The organism is Roseibium sp. SCP14 (genome assembly GCF_040329475.1).
Taxonomy (GTDB): domain Bacteria; phylum Pseudomonadota; class Alphaproteobacteria; order Rhizobiales; family Stappiaceae; genus Roseibium.
In genome coordinates, this window is the sequence record NZ_JBDZYH010000011.1 from 129,506 (window position 1) to 145,958 (window position 16,453).

Below are 16,453 nucleotides of genomic sequence, written 5' to 3' on the forward strand. Positions count from 1 at the left end.
TATCGAATTGGACCGGCGTTTCTTTTTACTTGGGGGCGCCGGTTTGCGCATTATGTAAGTGTCATGCTGGCTTGAGATCTGATCCTATGGCCATGCCGCACTCTTAAAGAAAGTAGGAGACCGCAATGAGACGCGTTGTCGTCACCGGTATCGGAATCGTGTCATCCATCGGATCGAATGCCCAGGAAGTTCTGGCGAGCCTGCGCGAAGGCAAATCCGGTATCAGTTTTGCCCCTGACTACGCCGAACACGGCTTCCGAAGCCAGGTTCACGGGATGCCGGATATTGATATCCCGTCCCTGATCGACAAGCGTCAGCTTCGCTTCATGGGCGACGGCGCAGCTTACAACTACATTTCCATGCAGCAGGCAATCGCCGACAGCGGACTGGAAGAAAGCGACGTTTCCAATACTCGCACCGGTCTGATCATGGGTTCCGGCGGTCCGTCCACCAAGAACCTTTTCCAGGCGCACCAGATCGTCCTGGAAAAGGGCTCGCCGAAGCGCATGGGCCCGTTCATGGTGACCCGCGGCATGAGCTCGACCAACTCTGCCTGCCTGGCGACACCGTTCAAGATCAAGGGCATCAACTACTCGATCACGTCTGCCTGTTCCACCTCCGCACACTGCATCGGTGCTGCGACCGAACAGATCCAGTTCGGCAAGCAGGACGTCATGTTTGCCGGCGGCGGCGAAGAACTCGACTGGACCCTGTCCTGCCTCTTCGACGCCATGGGCGCCATGTCTTCCAAGTACAATGACACCCCGGCAACCGCTTCCCGCGCTTATGACGCGACCCGCGACGGTTTTGTCATCGCCGGCGGTGGCGGCGTTGTCGTTCTGGAAGAGCTGGAACATGCCAAGGCACGCGGTGCGAAGATCTACGCCGAAGTGACCGGTTATGCCGCCAACTCCGACGGCTATGACATGGTGGCTCCGTCAGGTGAGGGCGGCGAGCGCTGCATGCGTCTTGCCATTGAAACCCTTGGAGATCGCAAGGTCGACTACATCAACACGCACGGTACGTCGACGCCGGTTGGCGACATTGGCGAAATTGAAGCCATTCGCCGCGTCTTCGGCGAGAACCAGCCACCGGCATCTTCGACCAAATCGTTGACCGGTCACAGCCTGGGCGCAACAGGTGTGCAGGAAGCGATCTACTGCCTGCTCATGCTGCAGAACGATTTCATGACGGCCTCTGCCAATATCACTGAACTCGATCCGGCCCTGAACAAGGACGAGATCGTCACGGAACGTGTCGACAACGCAGGTCTTGATACCGTTCTTTCCAACAGCTTCGGTTTCGGCGGCACCAACGCTTCGCTGGCCCTGTCGCGCTACCACGGCTGAGGAGTTTTAGATGTCTGAATTGATGAAGGGCAAACGCGGCCTGATCATGGGCGTTGCCAACGATCACTCCATTGCCTGGGGTATTGCCAAGACCCTGGCAGATCAAGGCGCGGAACTCGCGTTTACCTATCAGGGCGAGGCCTTCGGCAAGCGCACGAAGCCGCTGGCTGAATCCGTCGGGTCCGATATCCTGCTGCCTTGCGACGTTGAAGATATCGACTCCGTCGATTCCGTTTTCAGCGCGCTCAAGGAAACCTGGGGCAGCATCGACTTCCTGGTTCATGCCATCGCATTTTCCGACAAGACGGAGCTGCGCGGCAAATATGCAGATACCACCCGGGAAAACTTCGCCCGCACAATGATGATTTCGTGTTTCTCGTTCACTGAAATCGCCAAGCGGGCCGCGGAAATCATGCCAAATGGCGGATCACTGGTGACCCTGACTTATGGTGGATCCACGAAGGTGATGCCGAACTACAATGTCATGGGTGTTGCCAAGGCTGCGCTGGAATCTTCCGTGCGCTATCTGGCGGTCGACTATGGCGAGCAGAACATTCGCGTGAACGCGATTTCCGCAGGTCCGGTACGCACGCTGGCAGGCTCGGGTGTTTCCGACGCCCGGCTGATGTTCAATTTCCAGAAGCGGAATTCCCCGCTCTGCCGGACTGTTTCCCTCGACGAGATCGGCGGAACCGGCCTTTACCTCCTCTCGGATCTTTCCGGTGGAGTGACCGGTGAAGTGCATTTCGTCGACAGCGGTTACAACATCATGTCGATGCCGAGACTGGAAGAGCTGAAGGCGCAGGAAACCAAGACCGACTGAGGGTCACCAGAACGGATTCCAAGCAAACAAAAAGGGCGGCCAGAGTGCCGCCCTTTATCAATTGGACCGACAGAACGTATCAATCTTCAATCAGTTCGTCCGGATAAACACCGAACAGACGGGTCTGATCGAGCCAACCGTCGTAATTCGTGCCATTCACCCGGCACCAGCCACCAGCGCACTCTGCAACCGATGTCAGGACGAAAGGTTCAAGCTCGGCAACTATGTCCGCGTCAGACCGCGACCGGGCCCGAAGAGGTGTACGGTCGGATTTTTCCCACGGAGTGACAAGGGCAGTGCGGCGACCGGACAGCAACGAGTGGAATACCCAACCCTGCTTGCCTTCCCAATCGCGGATACGGCGCCAGTTTTCAAATTCCTGAACGATCTCAACCGGGAGCCCCGATTGCACGAAGGTCCAGGCAACGCCATGTTCCCGGGAAGGGCCGAGGCGAACATTGACGCGATCCGATTTCAAACTGACAAAGCGGGGAACGGGAAGTCCGGTTGCGCCCGTTGACGTTCCTTGTGCCGCGGCGGGAAGGGTAGCACCGTAGAGCGCGAAGACAATTGCCATTGCCGCGAGTGCGAGACGGGTACCTGGAATCGAACGAGCCATATTGTCCGGTAGTCCAATTGTTATTGATCGTTAAGTTGGGGCAAACCTGTACCGAAAATTCCGCGCGAAAACCAGCAGGGCCCAACTTGCTGGTTAGCAATGCACGGCGATTGAAACCGATCCCTTGTTTCTGCCGAACCATCTGGTAAGGAAAAGGGTGTGGTCTCTTTCGCTGGCGCAACGCGCAGCGTAAAGGTGAATCCGTTGAGGTTAATAAAGTCTCAACGAAGCGCGAAAGGCAGTTGATATGGCGAAAAAGAAGCCTGTCGTTGTTGTGACCCGGAAGCTTCCGGACGTTGTTGAAACCCGGATGCGTGAACTTTTTGAAACGCGTCTTAATGAAAATGACAGGCCCTTTAGCCAGGCGGAACTGGTGGAAGCTGTCAGAACTGCCGATGTTCTGGTGCCCACCGTTACGGACAGGATCGATTCCTCCGTTCTTTCTCAAGCCGGTGAAAATCTCAAACTGATCGCCAACTTCGGTAACGGTGTCGACAATATCGACGTGGTCACCGCCAACAATCGCGGGATCAACGTCACCAACACGCCTGGTGTTCTGACAGAAGATACAGCAGATATGACCATGGCCTTGATGCTGTCAGTGCCGCGGCGTCTTGCCACAGGCATCAGGGCACTTGAGGACGGCAACTGGGCAGGCTGGTCACCAACATGGATGCTCGGTCACCGGATCTGGGGCAAAAGGCTCGGAATCATCGGCATGGGTCGCATCGGGCAGGCTGTTGCCCGCCGTGCCAAGGCGTTCGGCATGTCGATCCACTATCACAACCGCCGCCGCGTGCCTGAAGAGATCGAAGAGGAACTGGAGGCAACCTACTGGGAGAGCCTGGACCAGATGCTGGCGCGTATGGACGTGGTTTCCGTTCATTGTCCGCATACTCCGGCAACCTTTCACCTGTTGTCCGCACGCCGCCTGAAACTGCTGAAGTCGGACGCCTACGTGGTCAATACGGCCCGCGGTGAAGTGATCGATGAAAACGCGCTGATCCGCATGCTTGAAGCGGGTGATCTTGCCGGTGCCGGCCTCGACGTGTTCGAGCACGAACCAGCCGTCAACCCGAAGCTCGTCAAGCTGGAGAACGTCGTGCTGCTGCCGCACATGGGCTCGGCGACCCTCGAAGGCCGCATTGAGATGGGCGAGAAGGTGATCATCAACATCAAGACCTTCATGGACGGTCACCGTCCGCCGGACCGCGTTCTTCCGTCCATGCTGTGACCCGTAACGACGGATCCTCAATTGAACACTGTGCAGTCAGGCTCCCAAATCCAGATACCTGAAAAGCTATTGTGGCTCAGGCGAAAGGAAAGCGGGAGATCCTGGCTGGACTCCTTGCCCGGACTTGTCGAAGCAGCGAGACACCGGTTTGGTCTGGAGACAATAGGGCAGCCGTTTTCCGGCGGTTATGTTTCCTATGTGCTGCCGGCGAAGCGCAACGATCAGGACGTTGTTCTGAAAATTCAGTTCACCGACCGTGAATCCCGCTTTGAAGCCGACGCCCTGCGCCATTGGAGCGGGCAAGGCGCAATCCGGCTTCTGGATCATGCGCCTGAAATCGGCGCTATTTTGCTGGAGCAGTGCAAGCCGGGCCGTTATCTTGCAGATGCTCCTTCCACCGACAAACTCGGCGTGCTTGCAGGTTTGCTCCGGAAACTGCTTGTCCCGGCCGGTGAGCCGTTCCTGTCTTTGAAAGAAGAAGCGGGCATCTGGTGCAGCAACCTGGAAGCGGACTGGGAAACGGCGGGAAAACCTTGCGATAGGCGACTGGTGGACATTGCAATCGCCGCATTGCAGGACCTTCCTTCAGACGAAACGGCCCAGGTTCTTCTTCACCAGGATCTCCACGGTCACAACGTCTTGTCCTCCGTACGCGACCCCTGGCTGGCGATCGATCCCAAACCGCTCGTCGGCGACCCGGCATTTGCTCTCAGCCCGATCGTTCGTAGCTTCGAATTCGGGCATTCCAGGGAAGCAGCCCGCTACAGGCTGGACCGATTGTCGGATGAACTCTCTCTTGACCGGGAACGCGCAAGACTCTGGACAATAGGACAGACCATGGCCTGGGCCTTCGAAAGCGACTATTCGGAGCGGCATTTTGAAACGACGCGATGGTTGCTGGATTAAAGCGTAACTTCAAAATGCCGGCGCCAGGCCGAGTGATGGGTGAAATCTTTCTCTTGCGACCAAGCGAGCATGAGAAAGACTTGCGCGCCTTCCCTCAGATTGATGTTTCGCGGCCCCGGCAGGTTCATCGGAAGAACAAAGGAAACGTGGGTTTGTCCCAGTTCTTCTCTACCGGCGACATGGCCAAGCACCGGTGAATACCCAAGAGCACCAGTCCCCCTGTGACCGGAGGACACCGCAATCCTCTCCTGCGCCTCCACGGTGCCATCTTCAATGCGCAGCATGACAAAGTATGTGTCCTTCAATTCAATGCTGCTGTTAAGACCAGCGGCCAGCCAACCGGTCGTCGGCGCGGACATTCGCGCTCGAAATCTGCCTTTGTCGAACCTCCAATCAAACGTGACGCCATCTTTTTCCAAACGATCTGTTTCAGTATCGGACCTTCCGGCGGCGAAGCCAGCTGTCGGCAGGAATGGAGACATGATCAACGATCCTGGAATGCCGGCAATCAGCATACGCCTTGTAATCTTGCCTTCATCAGACATCTGATTGCCTCTACAGAGTTAGTCAAGTAGCTTGACTATATGGATGGAACTTCAATTTCGTCAAGGTACTTGACTAAATCTTCGAGGTGGCAATGAGCAAATCAGATGACCAGAATCCGGACCATATAGGCTGGGACCTATGGCAGGCGGCGGCTGTCTGGAAAGCGCGTTTCACGCGAGAAATGGTCGCAAAGGGTCATGACTGGTTTGGCGAAGCGCGAGGTACTCTTCTGCAGCACTTGCCAAGCGATGGCATCCGTCAAAATGCCCTGACAGGGCTGTCCGGCATGACGAAGCAGGCTATCCAGCAACATCTGGACGATCTTGAGAAGGACGAGATCGTCACGCGGGAGAACGATCCGGACGACAAACGCAAGAAACGGGTTATGCTGACAGAGAAAGGTTGGCAGGCAGTACGGGATGCAGCGGAGATAAAGGTTCAAATCGAAAACGCTTATGCGGGCACTCTCGGCCGCGACGCTCTGAAGAACCTGAAATCCAGCCTGAAATCGATTATTGACCTTGAGTCATAATATGAGGCTGATGCGATCATAATATCAGCTGTCGTACTTACCCCAGATCGCGTTTTCCCCCATGCCTTCAATAAAAGCCTTGTGAGCGGTGTGTTCGCCGTCGGACAAAAGAGCGGAAAGAGGCGCGGGGCGGGGAGTTGCGTTGAACGTTCCAAGCTCTCCGGGTTCAACGGATGCGCTGCTGGAAGACGTCTCCTCTTCCTCCGGCATCAGACCTAGCGCCTTCTGCCTGCCGCCGATCAGCTCCAGATAGACTTCGGCCAGGATTTCCGCATCGAGCAACGCGCCGTGCTTGACGCGTTTGGAGTTGTCGATGCCGTAGCGCGAACACAGCGCATCGAGCGAGTTCGGGCCGGTGGGGCGTTTGCGCCGGGCGATTTCGAGCGTATCGATCACCTGGCTGTTTGGGATGGTCCTGCGGCCTACCTTTTCCAGCTCGTGGTTGATGAACCCCATATCGAAGGCGGCGTTGTGAATGACCAGTGTCGCATCACCGACAAATTCCAGGAATTCATCGGCTACCTGCTCGAACAACGGCTTGTCGGACAGAAACTCTTCTGACAGTCCATGAACCCGGAACGCCTCTTCCGGCATGTCCCGCTGCGGGTTGATATAGACATGGTAGACGTTGCCGGTGGGAATGTGGTTGATCAGTTCCACTCCACCGATTTCCACCAGACGATCACCGCCGCGCGGATTAAGACCCGTGGTTTCCGTATCGAATGAAATTTCGCGCATTCTTCAGCCCTTTGCCTCTGCTTTCACTGTGCAGTTCGACCTTTCCGATACAAGCCTGGCCGCCGGTTTTCCCCGGTCTTCAATTCAGTTTGCCGCCTGATCAGCCAGAATTGCCAGAATTTCGTCCACCCGGCGTTCCGCTGCTTCCATCCCGAGACCGGTATCGACCAGATGATCGGCCCGGCGCCGTTTCTCCGCATCCGGCATCTGTTTTCCAAGGATAGACAAAAACCGCTGTTCACTCATGCCCGGGCGCTCCAGAACTCGCTGTTTCTGAATCTCCGCATCCGCCGTCACGACAACAGTCACATCAACCCGGCCATCGGCATTCGTTTCGAAGAGGAGCGGAATATCGAGCAGAACGACTTCATGACCGTTCATTTCCGCCTTCTCAAGGAATTTCCGTTCTTCCTCATGTACGAGAGGGTGCACGATCGCTTCCAGGCGCTTCATTGCCTCCGGCTTTCCCAGCACATGCTTTGACAGCAAAGTCCTGTCGACCTTGCCATCCACCACCGTTCCGGGAAATTCCGCCTCGATCAGCGGTGCCGCTCGTCCTTCATAAAGTGCATGAACCGTCGCGTCGGCATCATGTACCGGCACGCCACGCGCTGCGAACATTTTTGCAGTCGTCGACTTGCCCATGCCGATGGATCCGGTCAGGCCCACCCTGATCACGCCGACACTCCAAGGTCACGCAAGATCAGCTTACGCAGATCCTCGTCCACCTCAGGACGAATTCCGAACCAGCGCTCGAAACCCGGGACCGCCTGGTGCAGCAGCATGCCCAGGCCATCGACGGTCCGGTTACCTTGTGCCGCAGCCTGTTTGAGCAGATCCGTCTCCAGAGGCGCATAGACGATATCGGTGACGAGGGCCGACCCCGGAAGGGTCGACAGGTCGATTTCCAGCGGTGGCTTGCCTGACATGCCAAGAGATGTGGTGTTTACCAGAAGATCCGCTTCTCCAAGCAGGTTCCCCAGCTTATCCCAGGAATGGGCAACCGTTTTGGAACCAAATTCATCGGCAATTTTTTGCGCCTTTTCCTGAGTTCGGTTCACAATATGCACAGCTGTGTAATTTCTGGAAAGCAGTGCCCAGACAATTGCCCTGGCAGCGCCTCCGGCGCCAAGAACGAGCGCCATTCCCCGATTTGCATCCCAACCGGGGGCCAGTTGATCGAGATTTCCCAAAAAGCCCAGGCCATCGGTGTTGGCACCGCACAGTTTTCCGGTTTCATCGATCCAGAGCGTGTTCGCCGCCCCCATGCTTCTGGCCGCGTCATCCAACCAGTCGCAGGAAGCCGCTGCGGTTTCCTTGTGAGGTACAGTGACGTTTGCCCCCACAAGACCGGATGCGGCAAAATCCCCGTAAAACCGTTCAGCGTCGTCCGGCGCGACATCCATCCGGCCATAATCACCTTCAATGCCGTGCTTTTTCAGCCAATAGCCGTGAACCAGTGGTGAGCGGGAATGAGCAACCGGATGCCCGGTCACCGCTGCCTTGCGCAAGGTATCACTCATGTTTCGATTACCCCGAGCGAGCGCAGTTGACCAAGAAGCGGCAGCATGGGCAGTCCAAGAATGGTGAAATAGTCGCCTTCTATCTTTTCGAACAGCTGTACGCCCAATCCTTCGAGCTGATATGCGCCGACGCTCGAGAGAACATCACTACCGGCAGCGGCCAGGTAATGTCCGATAAAGGGCGGTGACAGATCGCGCATTGTCAGGCGAGCCGTCGAGACATGGCGCCAGATGGCTTCACCGTTCTGGGAAATCACGACAGCTGAATGGAGTTCGTGCGTCTTGCCGGAAAAGGCAAGCAACTGCCGACGGGCCGCTTCCATATCTTCCGGTTTTGTGCGTCGTTCACCCTCAAATGCCAGGATCTGGTCGGCACCAACCACGAGATCGCCGGGCCTGCGGCCGCTGACATCATTCGCTTTGGCTTCCGCCAGCACGCTTGCCAGGTCTTCCGGCAGAAAGTCGGCTTCAAGAAGCGGTGCTTCCACAGCCCGTTCATCGACATCGGCTGGATCAATCTCAATCGACAATCCGGCATTTTGCATCAATTCAGCGCGGATCCTGCTGCCGCTCGCCAGAACAAGTGCCATGTCTACCTCTCAAATGTTTTCCGGTCATTCTGACTCGGGAATGTCTTCCTGCTCGACCTTGTAATCCTTGAAAAGAGTCAGGATTTCGGCAGCCGTTTCTTCAACGGAACGACGGGTCACATCAATCAGCGGCCAGCCGAGCTCAGAGCAGAGCCGCCGGGTCATGTTGATTTCCTGCGAAATTTCCTTCCGGTCGACATATGTATCGTTATAGCCCTCGGAATTCAGCGAAAGCACCCTGTTCCTCCGGATCTGCTGAATGCGTTCCACGGAGGCGATCAATCCGACGATCATCGGTTTCTTCAGCCCCTTGACGTGATCGGGAAGAGCAATGCCCGGTACCAAAGGAACATTCGCGGCCTTGATCCCCCGATTGGCCAGATAGATGCAGGTCGGAGTTTTCGAAGTTCTGGAAATGCCAATCAGGACAATATCCGCAGATTCCAGGTCGTCCCAGATCTGTCCATCGTCGTGCATCATCGTGTAGTTGAGGGCTTCCATCCGTCGGAAATATTCCGCATCGAGCTCATGCTGGCCACCGATCCGATGGGTTTGCGTAACGTTCAGATAGGACTGGAACACCGCAAACACCGGATCCAGAATGTTGACGAAGGGCACACCGAGTTCCCGGCATTTGTGTTCGAGGCGTTTGGCGATTTCATCATCGACAAGCGTGTAGAGAACAATACCCGGCGCCTTTTCTATTTCGCTGATCACCCGGTCGAGTTGTTTCGGTGAACGCACCAGCGGATAGACGTGTTCGATTTCCTGAACATTGTCATACTGAACTGTCGCCGCGCGCGCCACGGTCATCAGCGTTTCACCGGTAGAGTCGGACACGAGATGCAGATGGAAGTAGTGTCTCGACTTGTTCACGTTGTCATCCCCAGACCTGTTGACGAATTGGGAGTCTTGCTCCGGTCCCTGTCCTTAGCACGAAGTTTATGCACGCTTGGCAGGATTTATTAACAATGCTTAAAGGAGCGGAAACTGACTCCGAAACGGTTGTGAGCAGATGTGGATTCACAAATGAGCTGTGACATATCGACAGATTGTCCACCAGCGCCTAAATTCTTAACGAAAGGTAAACACACTCACAAGTGATTGTAATAAAAAAACTATTCACGTTATTGACTCCTGGGGAGTGATTCAGCTGAACAAGCCTGCCGTTTTTTCCCGGCGAGAAAATTGAGCTGACGCATTGTGGATAGAAAATGATCCCGGTAATCCACGCACAAATATAAAAAACAGATTCAAAATAAGAATCTTATTAGATTTGAAATGTGGGAAAGGCGACCTCATGAAATCCCAAGACAGAGCCGTGATGCGGGTTCTCTCCGGAGAAAAGTTATGGCCACCTCCCATCTGGATGATGCGTCAGGCAGGACGCTACCTTCCCGAATACCGGGAAGTCAGAGCCAAGGCCTCCAACTTCCTGGAGTTCTGCTATTCTCCCGATCTGGCAACAGAGGTCACTCTCCAGCCGATCCGCCGATATGGTTTTGATGCGAGCATCCTGTTTTCCGATATCTTCGTCGTCCCTGACGCAATCGGATATCCGGTTCGTTTTGAAGAAGGACGTGGACCGGTTCTCGAACCTCTTTCTTCCGATCTCCTTGATCGCCTCGAACAGGAACGGGCGGAAGATCACCTAAAACCGGTCATAGAGACGGTTTCCCGTCTTCGTGCGGAGCTTCCCACCGAAACCACGCTCCTGGGCTTCTGTGGCGCTCCCTGGACCGTTGCGTGCTACTCGGTTGCCGGTCACACTACCCAGGACCAGGTCGCAGCCCGCGTTGGTGCTTACCGCGACCCGGATTTGATGCAGCGATTCATCGATCAGCTTGTCACGGCGTCCATCCGTTACCTCATTCGCCAGCTCGATGCGGGTGCGGATGCGGTTCAGATTTTCGACACCTGGGCAGGAGTTCTGGACGATGCCGGGTTCAAGCGTTGGTCCATTGAGCCGACGCGGCAAATTGTCGAAGGCGTGAAGGCCGTCAGACCGGATGCGAAAATCATCGGGTTCCCCAAAGCCTCCTCCGCCCGGATGATGGCCTATATTGACGGAACGGGCGTTGATGCGGTCGGCTTCGACTGGACAGCGCCGGATCACGTGGCTCTGGACATCCAGAAGAAAGTTCCGATCCAGGGCAATCTCGATCCGATGCGGCTCGTGGCTGGCGGCAAGGCGTTGGAAGAAGGCGTCGATCACATTCTGAAGACCTTTGACAAGGGTCCACTGATCTTCAATCTCGGTCACGGCGTGACACCCGACGCAGATCCGGAAAATGTTGCGCGCATGGTCGAGCAGGTGAAGAAAGGCTGACGTGATGGATCTGTTTCTCTGGATCAAATCCCTTCACGTCATTTCGATCATCGCCTGGATGGCCGGCATGCTCTATCTGCCGCGGCTGTTTGTCTATCATGCCGATGCAGAGGCGGGATCGGACAAGTCCGAGACCTTCAAGGTCATGGAGCGCCGGTTGTTGAAGGCGATCATGAACCCGGCGATGATCGCCGCCTGGGTCTTCGGGCTTTGGGCGGCATACGAGCTTGATGCGTGGCGAGACGGCTGGTTTCATGCAAAGCTCACGCTCGTGTTGATAATGTCTGGTGTTCACGGGTACCTGAGTGGCTGCGTCAAGAAGTTCGCCAGGGATGCAAACACCAAACCGGCCCGGTTCTACCGGATCATGAACGAGGTTCCGACCTTGCTGATGATCGGTATCGTGATCCTTGTGATCGGCAAACCATTTTGATTTTCCGGACTTGATTATCGTGGGGCAGCTTCGAATTTGAGGCTGCCCTTTTTTCAACCAATTCGGCATCTAAGCAGGCTCGGAAAATCCGCAGAAATCCGAACTTGCGATTTGTTTCAAAACAACGTATCGTCCGCCAACTTCCGAACGGTGCAGCGTTTGTATTCAGTCGCTAATTCATCACCGTACAATCTGGACACGTCTAAATAGTCTTTCAGATATCTTCTGGCCGACCCATCTCATGCGGCTCAGAACGACCTTCCAAACCAATTATCCATAACAACTCCAAGACCCCAACTCGATGCGGGAAATGAAACTCAAAGACCTAAAAGAAAAAACACCGACAGAGCTGCTTCAATTTGCTGAGGAGCTTGAAGTCGAAAACGCCAGCACCATGCGCAAGCAGGAGCTGATGTTCGCTATCCTGAAAAATCTTGCTGCTCAGGATGTGGAGATTATTGGCGAAGGTGTCGTAGAGGTTCTTCAGGATGGCTTCGGCTTCTTGAGATCACCCGACGCAAACTATCTTCCCGGTCCGGACGATATTTACGTCTCGCCGTCTCAGATACGTCGCTTCTCATTGCGGACAGGGGACACCGTTGAAGGCCAGATCCGAAGCCCGAAAGAGGGGGAGCGGTATTTTGCGCTACTCAAGGTCAATTCGATTAACTTCGAAGACCCGGAAAAAGCCCGGCACAAGGTTCACTTCGACAATCTGACACCGCTTTATCCGGATGAACGTTTCCGGATGGAGATCGAAGACCCGACCATCAAGGACCTGTCCTCCAGGGTTATTGACCTTGTGGCACCTTTGGGAAAAGGCCAGCGTGCCCTGATCACGGCGCCGCCGCGTACCGGTAAAACGGTCTTCCTGCAAAACATTGCCAAATCCATTACGACCAATCATCCGGAATGTTATCTTATCGTTCTTCTGATCGATGAGCGCCCGGAGGAAGTCACCGACATGCAGCGCACGGTGAACGGTGAAGTGGTTTCGTCGACATTTGACGAACCTGCATCGCGTCACGTACAGGTCGCTGAAATGGTGATCGAAAAGGCAAAGCGCCTGACCGAGCACGGCCGTGACGTTGTCATCCTGCTCGACTCCATCACCCGTCTGGGCCGGGCCTACAACACCGTCGTACCATCTTCCGGTAAGGTTCTGACCGGTGGTGTCGATGCCAACGCCCTGCAGCGCCCGAAGCGTTTCTTCGGCGCGGCCCGTAACATCGAAGAAGGCGGATCTCTGACGATCATCGCGACCGCCCTGATCGATACGGGCAGCCGCATGGACGAAGTCATCTTTGAAGAATTCAAGGGCACCGGTAACTCCGAAATCATCCTTGACCGGAAGATTTCCGACAAGCGCGTTTATCCGTCAATCGATATTCAGCGCTCCGGCACGCGTAAGGAGGAGCTGCTGGTTCCGCACGAGCGCCTCAAGAAGACCTTCGTTCTGCGCCGTATTCTCAATCCGATGGGGACGGTCGATGCAATCGAGTTCCTTCTGGACAAGCTCAAGCAGACCAAGTCGAACGACGAATTCTTCGACAGCATGAACACTTGATCCAAGAGGATCAGACAACCAGAAGAAGGCGCGACCGAAACGGTTCGCGCCTTTACTTTTTGTTAAGAATTGTTTCACGTGAATCCATCGTCCCGAATCGGAAGTGCCTTTATGACCAGAACCGTATTCCTTGAAACCGACCGTTTGTATCTGCGCGCCTGGCAAGAAGACGACATCGAACCCTTCGCGGAACTGTGCGCCGATCCGGTCGTTATGCAATTTTTTCCAGAACCGATGAGCCGCGAAAATTCCGAGTTGCTGGTACGTCGCTGCATTGCCAAGCAGGAGCAGGACGGTTTCTGCATGGCACCGGTAGAAGTGAAGGAAACAGGCGAATTTCTCGGCATTGTCGGTTTGAACAGACCCACATATGCAGCACCGCTGCCTTTCGATCCTTGTATTGAAATCGGCTGGCGGATGAATAAGTCTGTCTGGGGCAAGGGCTTTGCGAGTGAAGCTGCCAGAGAATGGCTTCGATTCGGTTTTGAAACCATTGGCCTTGATGAAATCGTGGCCTTCACCATTCCAGCCAATCTCCCGTCCCGGAAGGTCATGGAACGTGTTGGCATGACACAGGATCCGGAGGGAGATTTTCTTCATCCTTCCTTGCCGTCCGATCATCCGATCGCCATGCATGTCCTTTACCGATTGGCCAGCGCGGATTGGTTGGCAAGGGAACAGGCCAAACAGGACGCTCTGGCAGATAGTTGATTTGCGATTCACGTGAAACAGCATTGCTTAGTCGCGGGCCGAAGCCTTCAGGTTTGTTTCACGTGAATCCGAAATTGAATCGGACCCGTTTCATGTCTCAAGAATTTGCGATTGAAACCGAGCGGCTGTTGCTGCGAGGCTGGAGGGAAGGGGACATCGAGCCTTTCTCTGAGATCTGCTCTGATCCGGAAGTGATGCGATACTTTCCTGAACCATTGACGCGTCAAAAGACGGAAAAACTGATTGCAATGGGACGCGGCTGTTTCAAGGCACATGGAGCTTTCTACAGTCCCGTCGAAGTGAAGGCGACCGGGGAGTTCATTGGCTTTGTCGGCCTGGATGTGCATGCGGATAGAACCTCGCTTCCCGCAGCGCCATGCATCGATATTGGTTGGCGATTGAAACGGTCGGCCTGGGGCAAGGGGTATGCCAGTGAAGCGGCAACTGCTTGGCTTCGATTCGGCTTTGAAACCAAATGCTATGACGAGATCGTGTCCTTTACTCCGGCCATAAATGAAGCATCGCAAAAAGTCATGACGCGTTTGGGAATGACCAGAAACCCTGAGGAAGATTTCGACCATCCCTATTTTTCAAAAGGTCACAAACTTGCTTCGCACCGGCTCTACAGAATGACCAGAGCGTCATGGAACCACCTGTCGCAAAGCTCGAGTGGTACCTGATCCGAAAAGATGACCTTTTTAAGGTTCCGGAAGCGGCCTATCCGTTTTCAGGTGAGTATCCTGATGGCGAGAAATGCTACCAATGCCTCGGTTTCAGAATGACTTCGAAGCAGATTGATTCACGTGAAACACACTCAAACGTTTCACGTGAATCCGTTCAATCGCAATTCATCAATCGATTCGTACGCGGAATGTCCTGACCTTGGCAATGTGCTTGAGGACACAGAAAACCGTATCAAACGGTCTACGTTCTTTCGCATCAAGGATGATGTTGCTAAAGAGGCGTTGGAACCATCTACCTGATCAAGAGCACAAACAATCCGTGCCGTCTCTTCGGAAGAACAACAATGGCTGAAACAATCTACGCTCTCTCCAGCGGTGCAGTGCCGTCAGGCGTCGCAGTGATCCGCGTCTCCGGAGAAAAGACGAGGGAGATTGTGGCAGCGCTTTGTGGGCAAGTGCCATCACCTCGGTCAGCCCTTCTTTCGAAGCTTTCCGATCCCCAGTCTAATGAAATACTGGACGAGGCTCTGGTTCTCTACTTTGAGGGTCCTCGGAGTTTCACCGGCGAAGATGTGGCTGAGTTCCAATGTCACGGGGGCAGGGCAGTGGTCAGCCGGATGCTCGCCGTCCTGGGGACGTTCGACAATTGCCGTCCTGCCGAGCCAGGCGAATTCACGCGACGGGCCTTCGATCATGGTCGAATGGATCTGACCGAAGTGGAAGGACTTGCGGACCTCATTGCAGCGGAAACAGAAAGCCAACGCAAGCAGGCCATGCGACAGATGGGTGGAGCGCTTGGCAAGCTCTATGAGGACTGGCGCAAACGGCTCATTCATATGCGGGCGATGATCGAAGCTGATTTCGATTTCGCTGACGAAGAAGACATCCCCGGCAGCGTAGCCGACGAAGTCTGGCAGGAAGCGGCCATGCTTCATTCCGAAATTGCACGGCATCTGGAACGCTCAAGGAGCGGGGAACGTCTGCGGACAGGTTTGCAAGTGGTGTTGATGGGCGCGCCGAATGCCGGCAAGTCCAGCCTTTTGAATGCGATTGCCGGGCGGGATGTTGCTATCGTAACTGAAGAGGCAGGGACAACTCGGGACGTTATTGAAGTTCATCTTGATCTCGGCGGTTACCCGGTGACCCTGGTAGACACGGCGGGTCTGCGCCAGACAGAGGGTGTGGTCGAAAAGGAAGGTATCCGACGCGCCGAGGCCAAGGGAAGAGAGGCAGACCTGATCCTTTGGGCCATTGAGCCCAGGGGAGTGGATCTGGAGGACGCAGGGTCAGGCCTACCTGAAGACCTCAGACAGGAAGTTCCAGTGTGGAGGATCTACACGAAGGGAGATCTTGAGACTCATCCGAAACAAGACTCTTCCGGAACAATCAAGGAAATTGCTTGTTCGAGTAAAAGTGAGGAAGGAATGTCTGAGCTCTTTGCGGCTCTGACCCATTTTGCTGAAGAAACGATTTCCCTTGGTGAAGCCCCCCTGGCAACGCGGGAAAGGCACCGGCATTTTCTGAAGGACTGTCTGGCCGGTCTTCGGACGGCTATCGATGCTGAGCATCTGCCAACGGAACTCCGGGCCGAGGACCTGCGCCGCGCCGCCGATGCTCTTGGTCGGATCACTGGACGCATCGATGTTGAAGATCTTCTTGATGTTATCTTCCGGGATTTTTGCATCGGTAAGTGATGTTTCACGTGAATCATTTCAAGGAAACTCTCGGTCGATTCATAACCGGAACATGTTTCACGTGAATCATGACGATGGAGTTCATCTGGTTTGGAGAGACGAGTCCGTCGTAAGTGAGTCCCTGATCTAATTCCACTTTGACCTCTCACGCTTCCCGCCGTATAAGTTTCGCGAAC

18 protein-coding genes are annotated in these 16,453 nt (G+C 55.1%); 11 read left to right on the forward strand and 7 right to left on the reverse strand.

The annotated features are described in order from the left end of the window. Positions 1-125: 125 nt before the first annotated feature. Positions 126-1,349: a beta-ketoacyl-ACP synthase I gene (gene fabB, locus ABLQ08_RS29180; RefSeq protein ID WP_352949899.1), complete on the forward strand. Its 1,224-nt coding sequence runs from the start codon at positions 126-128 to the stop codon at positions 1,347-1,349. Between the two features lie 10 nt (positions 1,350-1,359). After that, positions 1,360-2,172, forward strand: a complete 813-nt coding sequence (fabI, locus tag ABLQ08_RS29185) for an enoyl-ACP reductase FabI (RefSeq protein ID WP_352949901.1) — start codon at positions 1,360-1,362, stop codon at positions 2,170-2,172. A gap of 79 nt (positions 2,173-2,251) precedes the next feature. On the opposite strand, the gene ABLQ08_RS29190 is transcribed toward fabI, so the two are convergent. Then, positions 2,252-2,749, reverse strand: a complete 498-nt coding sequence (locus ABLQ08_RS29190; protein ID WP_352950040.1) for an SH3 domain-containing protein — start codon at positions 2,747-2,749, stop codon at positions 2,252-2,254. Positions 2,750-3,038: 289 nt separating this feature from the next. On the opposite strand from ABLQ08_RS29190, the gene ABLQ08_RS29195 reads away from it, so the two are divergent. Then, complete coding sequence (locus ABLQ08_RS29195) at positions 3,039-4,025, forward strand: 2-hydroxyacid dehydrogenase (RefSeq protein WP_352949903.1); 987 nt, start codon at positions 3,039-3,041, stop codon at positions 4,023-4,025. Positions 4,026-4,139: 114 nt separating this feature from the next. Next, the gene (locus tag ABLQ08_RS29200; RefSeq protein WP_352949905.1) at positions 4,140-4,931 is read left to right on the forward strand and encodes an aminoglycoside phosphotransferase family protein; all 792 of its coding nucleotides are present in this window, start codon (positions 4,140-4,142) and stop codon (positions 4,929-4,931) included. Here the strand turns inward: ABLQ08_RS29200 and ABLQ08_RS29205 are convergent. Next, the gene (locus ABLQ08_RS29205) at positions 4,928-5,476 is read right to left on the reverse strand and encodes a DOMON domain-containing protein (protein WP_352949907.1); all 549 of its coding nucleotides are present in this window, start codon (positions 5,474-5,476) and stop codon (positions 4,928-4,930) included. The genes ABLQ08_RS29200 and ABLQ08_RS29205 overlap by 4 nt on opposite strands. A gap of 92 nt (positions 5,477-5,568) precedes the next feature. Here ABLQ08_RS29205 and ABLQ08_RS29210 point away from each other — a divergent pair, with 92 nt between their 5' ends. After that, positions 5,569-6,009 carry a MarR family winged helix-turn-helix transcriptional regulator gene (locus ABLQ08_RS29210; protein ID WP_352949909.1) on the forward strand — a complete coding sequence of 147 codons (441 nt, stop codon included), beginning with the start codon at positions 5,569-5,571 and terminating at the stop codon, positions 6,007-6,009. A gap of 24 nt (positions 6,010-6,033) precedes the next feature. Here ABLQ08_RS29210 and dnaQ read toward each other — a convergent pair whose 3' ends face one another. The 5 genes from dnaQ to ABLQ08_RS29235 form a co-directional block, all read right to left on the reverse strand. Continuing rightward, a complete protein-coding gene (dnaQ, locus tag ABLQ08_RS29215) occupies positions 6,034-6,747 on the reverse strand; it encodes a DNA polymerase III subunit epsilon (RefSeq protein ID WP_352949911.1) in 714 nt (237 codons plus the stop codon). Between the two features lie 84 nt (positions 6,748-6,831). After that, entirely contained in the window at positions 6,832-7,425 is a 594-nt protein-coding gene (gene coaE, locus ABLQ08_RS29220) for a dephospho-CoA kinase (RefSeq protein WP_352949913.1), read from the reverse strand. Continuing rightward, a complete protein-coding gene (locus tag ABLQ08_RS29225) occupies positions 7,422-8,270 on the reverse strand; it encodes a shikimate dehydrogenase (protein ID WP_352949915.1) in 849 nt (282 codons plus the stop codon). Before ABLQ08_RS29225 ends, coaE begins: the two co-directional genes overlap by 4 nt. Beyond that, positions 8,267-8,860, reverse strand: coding sequence for a Maf-like protein (locus tag ABLQ08_RS29230; protein ID WP_352949917.1), 594 nt, complete (start codon positions 8,858-8,860; stop codon positions 8,267-8,269). The genes ABLQ08_RS29225 and ABLQ08_RS29230 overlap by 4 nt, the downstream gene beginning before the upstream one ends. Positions 8,861-8,884: 24 nt before the next feature. Beyond that, positions 8,885-9,736, reverse strand: coding sequence for a pyruvate, water dikinase regulatory protein (locus tag ABLQ08_RS29235; protein WP_352949919.1), 852 nt, complete (start codon positions 9,734-9,736; stop codon positions 8,885-8,887). 424 nt (positions 9,737-10,160) lie between these two features. Between ABLQ08_RS29235 and hemE the strand changes: the two genes are divergently transcribed. The 6 genes from hemE to mnmE all read left to right on the forward strand — a co-directional run bounded on the left by hemE (position 10,161) and on the right by mnmE (position 16,277). After that, positions 10,161-11,189 (forward strand): uroporphyrinogen decarboxylase, encoded by a 1,029-nt coding sequence (gene hemE, locus ABLQ08_RS29240; protein ID WP_352949921.1) that lies wholly within the window; start codon positions 10,161-10,163, stop codon positions 11,187-11,189. Between the two features lie 4 nt (positions 11,190-11,193). Continuing rightward, positions 11,194-11,622, forward strand: a complete 429-nt coding sequence (gene hemJ, locus ABLQ08_RS29245) for a protoporphyrinogen oxidase HemJ (protein ID WP_352950042.1) — start codon at positions 11,194-11,196, stop codon at positions 11,620-11,622. A gap of 301 nt (positions 11,623-11,923) precedes the next feature. After that, positions 11,924-13,189 (forward strand): transcription termination factor Rho, encoded by a 1,266-nt coding sequence (gene rho, locus ABLQ08_RS29250; protein ID WP_352949923.1) that lies wholly within the window; start codon positions 11,924-11,926, stop codon positions 13,187-13,189. Between the two features lie 111 nt (positions 13,190-13,300). Further along, positions 13,301-13,900 carry a GNAT family N-acetyltransferase gene (locus ABLQ08_RS29255; protein WP_352949925.1) on the forward strand — a complete coding sequence of 200 codons (600 nt, stop codon included), beginning with the start codon at positions 13,301-13,303 and terminating at the stop codon, positions 13,898-13,900. 92 nt (positions 13,901-13,992) lie between these two features. After that, on the forward strand, positions 13,993-14,580 hold the full coding sequence (locus ABLQ08_RS29260) for a GNAT family N-acetyltransferase (RefSeq protein WP_352949926.1): 588 nt from the start codon (positions 13,993-13,995) through the stop codon (positions 14,578-14,580). Between the two features lie 347 nt (positions 14,581-14,927). Beyond that, positions 14,928-16,277 (forward strand): tRNA uridine-5-carboxymethylaminomethyl(34) synthesis GTPase MnmE, encoded by a 1,350-nt coding sequence (gene mnmE / locus ABLQ08_RS29265; protein WP_352949928.1) that lies wholly within the window; start codon positions 14,928-14,930, stop codon positions 16,275-16,277. The last annotated feature ends 176 nt before the right edge of the window (positions 16,278-16,453 follow it).

What these genes read in the sequence shown, in the direction of transcription:
- fabB (WP_352949899.1), top strand. Translation starts at nt 126, where the DNA reads ATGAGACGCGTTGTCGTCACCGGTATCGGAATCGTGTCATCCATCGGA.
- fabI (WP_352949901.1), top strand. Translation starts at nt 1,360, where the DNA reads ATGTCTGAATTGATGAAGGGCAAACGCGGCCTGATCATGGGCGTTGCC.
- ABLQ08_RS29190 (WP_352950040.1), bottom strand. Translation starts at nt 2,749, where the DNA reads ATGGCAATTGTCTTCGCGCTCTACGGTGCTACCCTTCCCGCCGCGGCA.
- ABLQ08_RS29195 (WP_352949903.1), top strand. Translation starts at nt 3,039, where the DNA reads ATGGCGAAAAAGAAGCCTGTCGTTGTTGTGACCCGGAAGCTTCCGGAC.
- ABLQ08_RS29205 (WP_352949907.1), bottom strand. Translation starts at nt 5,476, where the DNA reads ATGTCTGATGAAGGCAAGATTACAAGGCGTATGCTGATTGCCGGCATT.
- ABLQ08_RS29210 (WP_352949909.1), top strand. Translation starts at nt 5,569, where the DNA reads ATGAGCAAATCAGATGACCAGAATCCGGACCATATAGGCTGGGACCTA.
- dnaQ (WP_352949911.1), bottom strand. Translation starts at nt 6,747, where the DNA reads ATGCGCGAAATTTCATTCGATACGGAAACCACGGGTCTTAATCCGCGC.
- ABLQ08_RS29225 (WP_352949915.1), bottom strand. Translation starts at nt 8,270, where the DNA reads ATGAGTGATACCTTGCGCAAGGCAGCGGTGACCGGGCATCCGGTTGCT.
- ABLQ08_RS29230 (WP_352949917.1), bottom strand. Translation starts at nt 8,860, where the DNA reads ATGGCACTTGTTCTGGCGAGCGGCAGCAGGATCCGCGCTGAATTGATG.
- hemE (WP_352949921.1), top strand. Translation starts at nt 10,161, where the DNA reads ATGAAATCCCAAGACAGAGCCGTGATGCGGGTTCTCTCCGGAGAAAAG.
- hemJ (WP_352950042.1), top strand. Translation starts at nt 11,194, where the DNA reads ATGGATCTGTTTCTCTGGATCAAATCCCTTCACGTCATTTCGATCATC.
- rho (WP_352949923.1), top strand. Translation starts at nt 11,924, where the DNA reads ATGCGGGAAATGAAACTCAAAGACCTAAAAGAAAAAACACCGACAGAG.
- ABLQ08_RS29255 (WP_352949925.1), top strand. Translation starts at nt 13,301, where the DNA reads ATGACCAGAACCGTATTCCTTGAAACCGACCGTTTGTATCTGCGCGCC.
- ABLQ08_RS29260 (WP_352949926.1), top strand. Translation starts at nt 13,993, where the DNA reads ATGTCTCAAGAATTTGCGATTGAAACCGAGCGGCTGTTGCTGCGAGGC.
- mnmE (WP_352949928.1), top strand. Translation starts at nt 14,928, where the DNA reads ATGGCTGAAACAATCTACGCTCTCTCCAGCGGTGCAGTGCCGTCAGGC.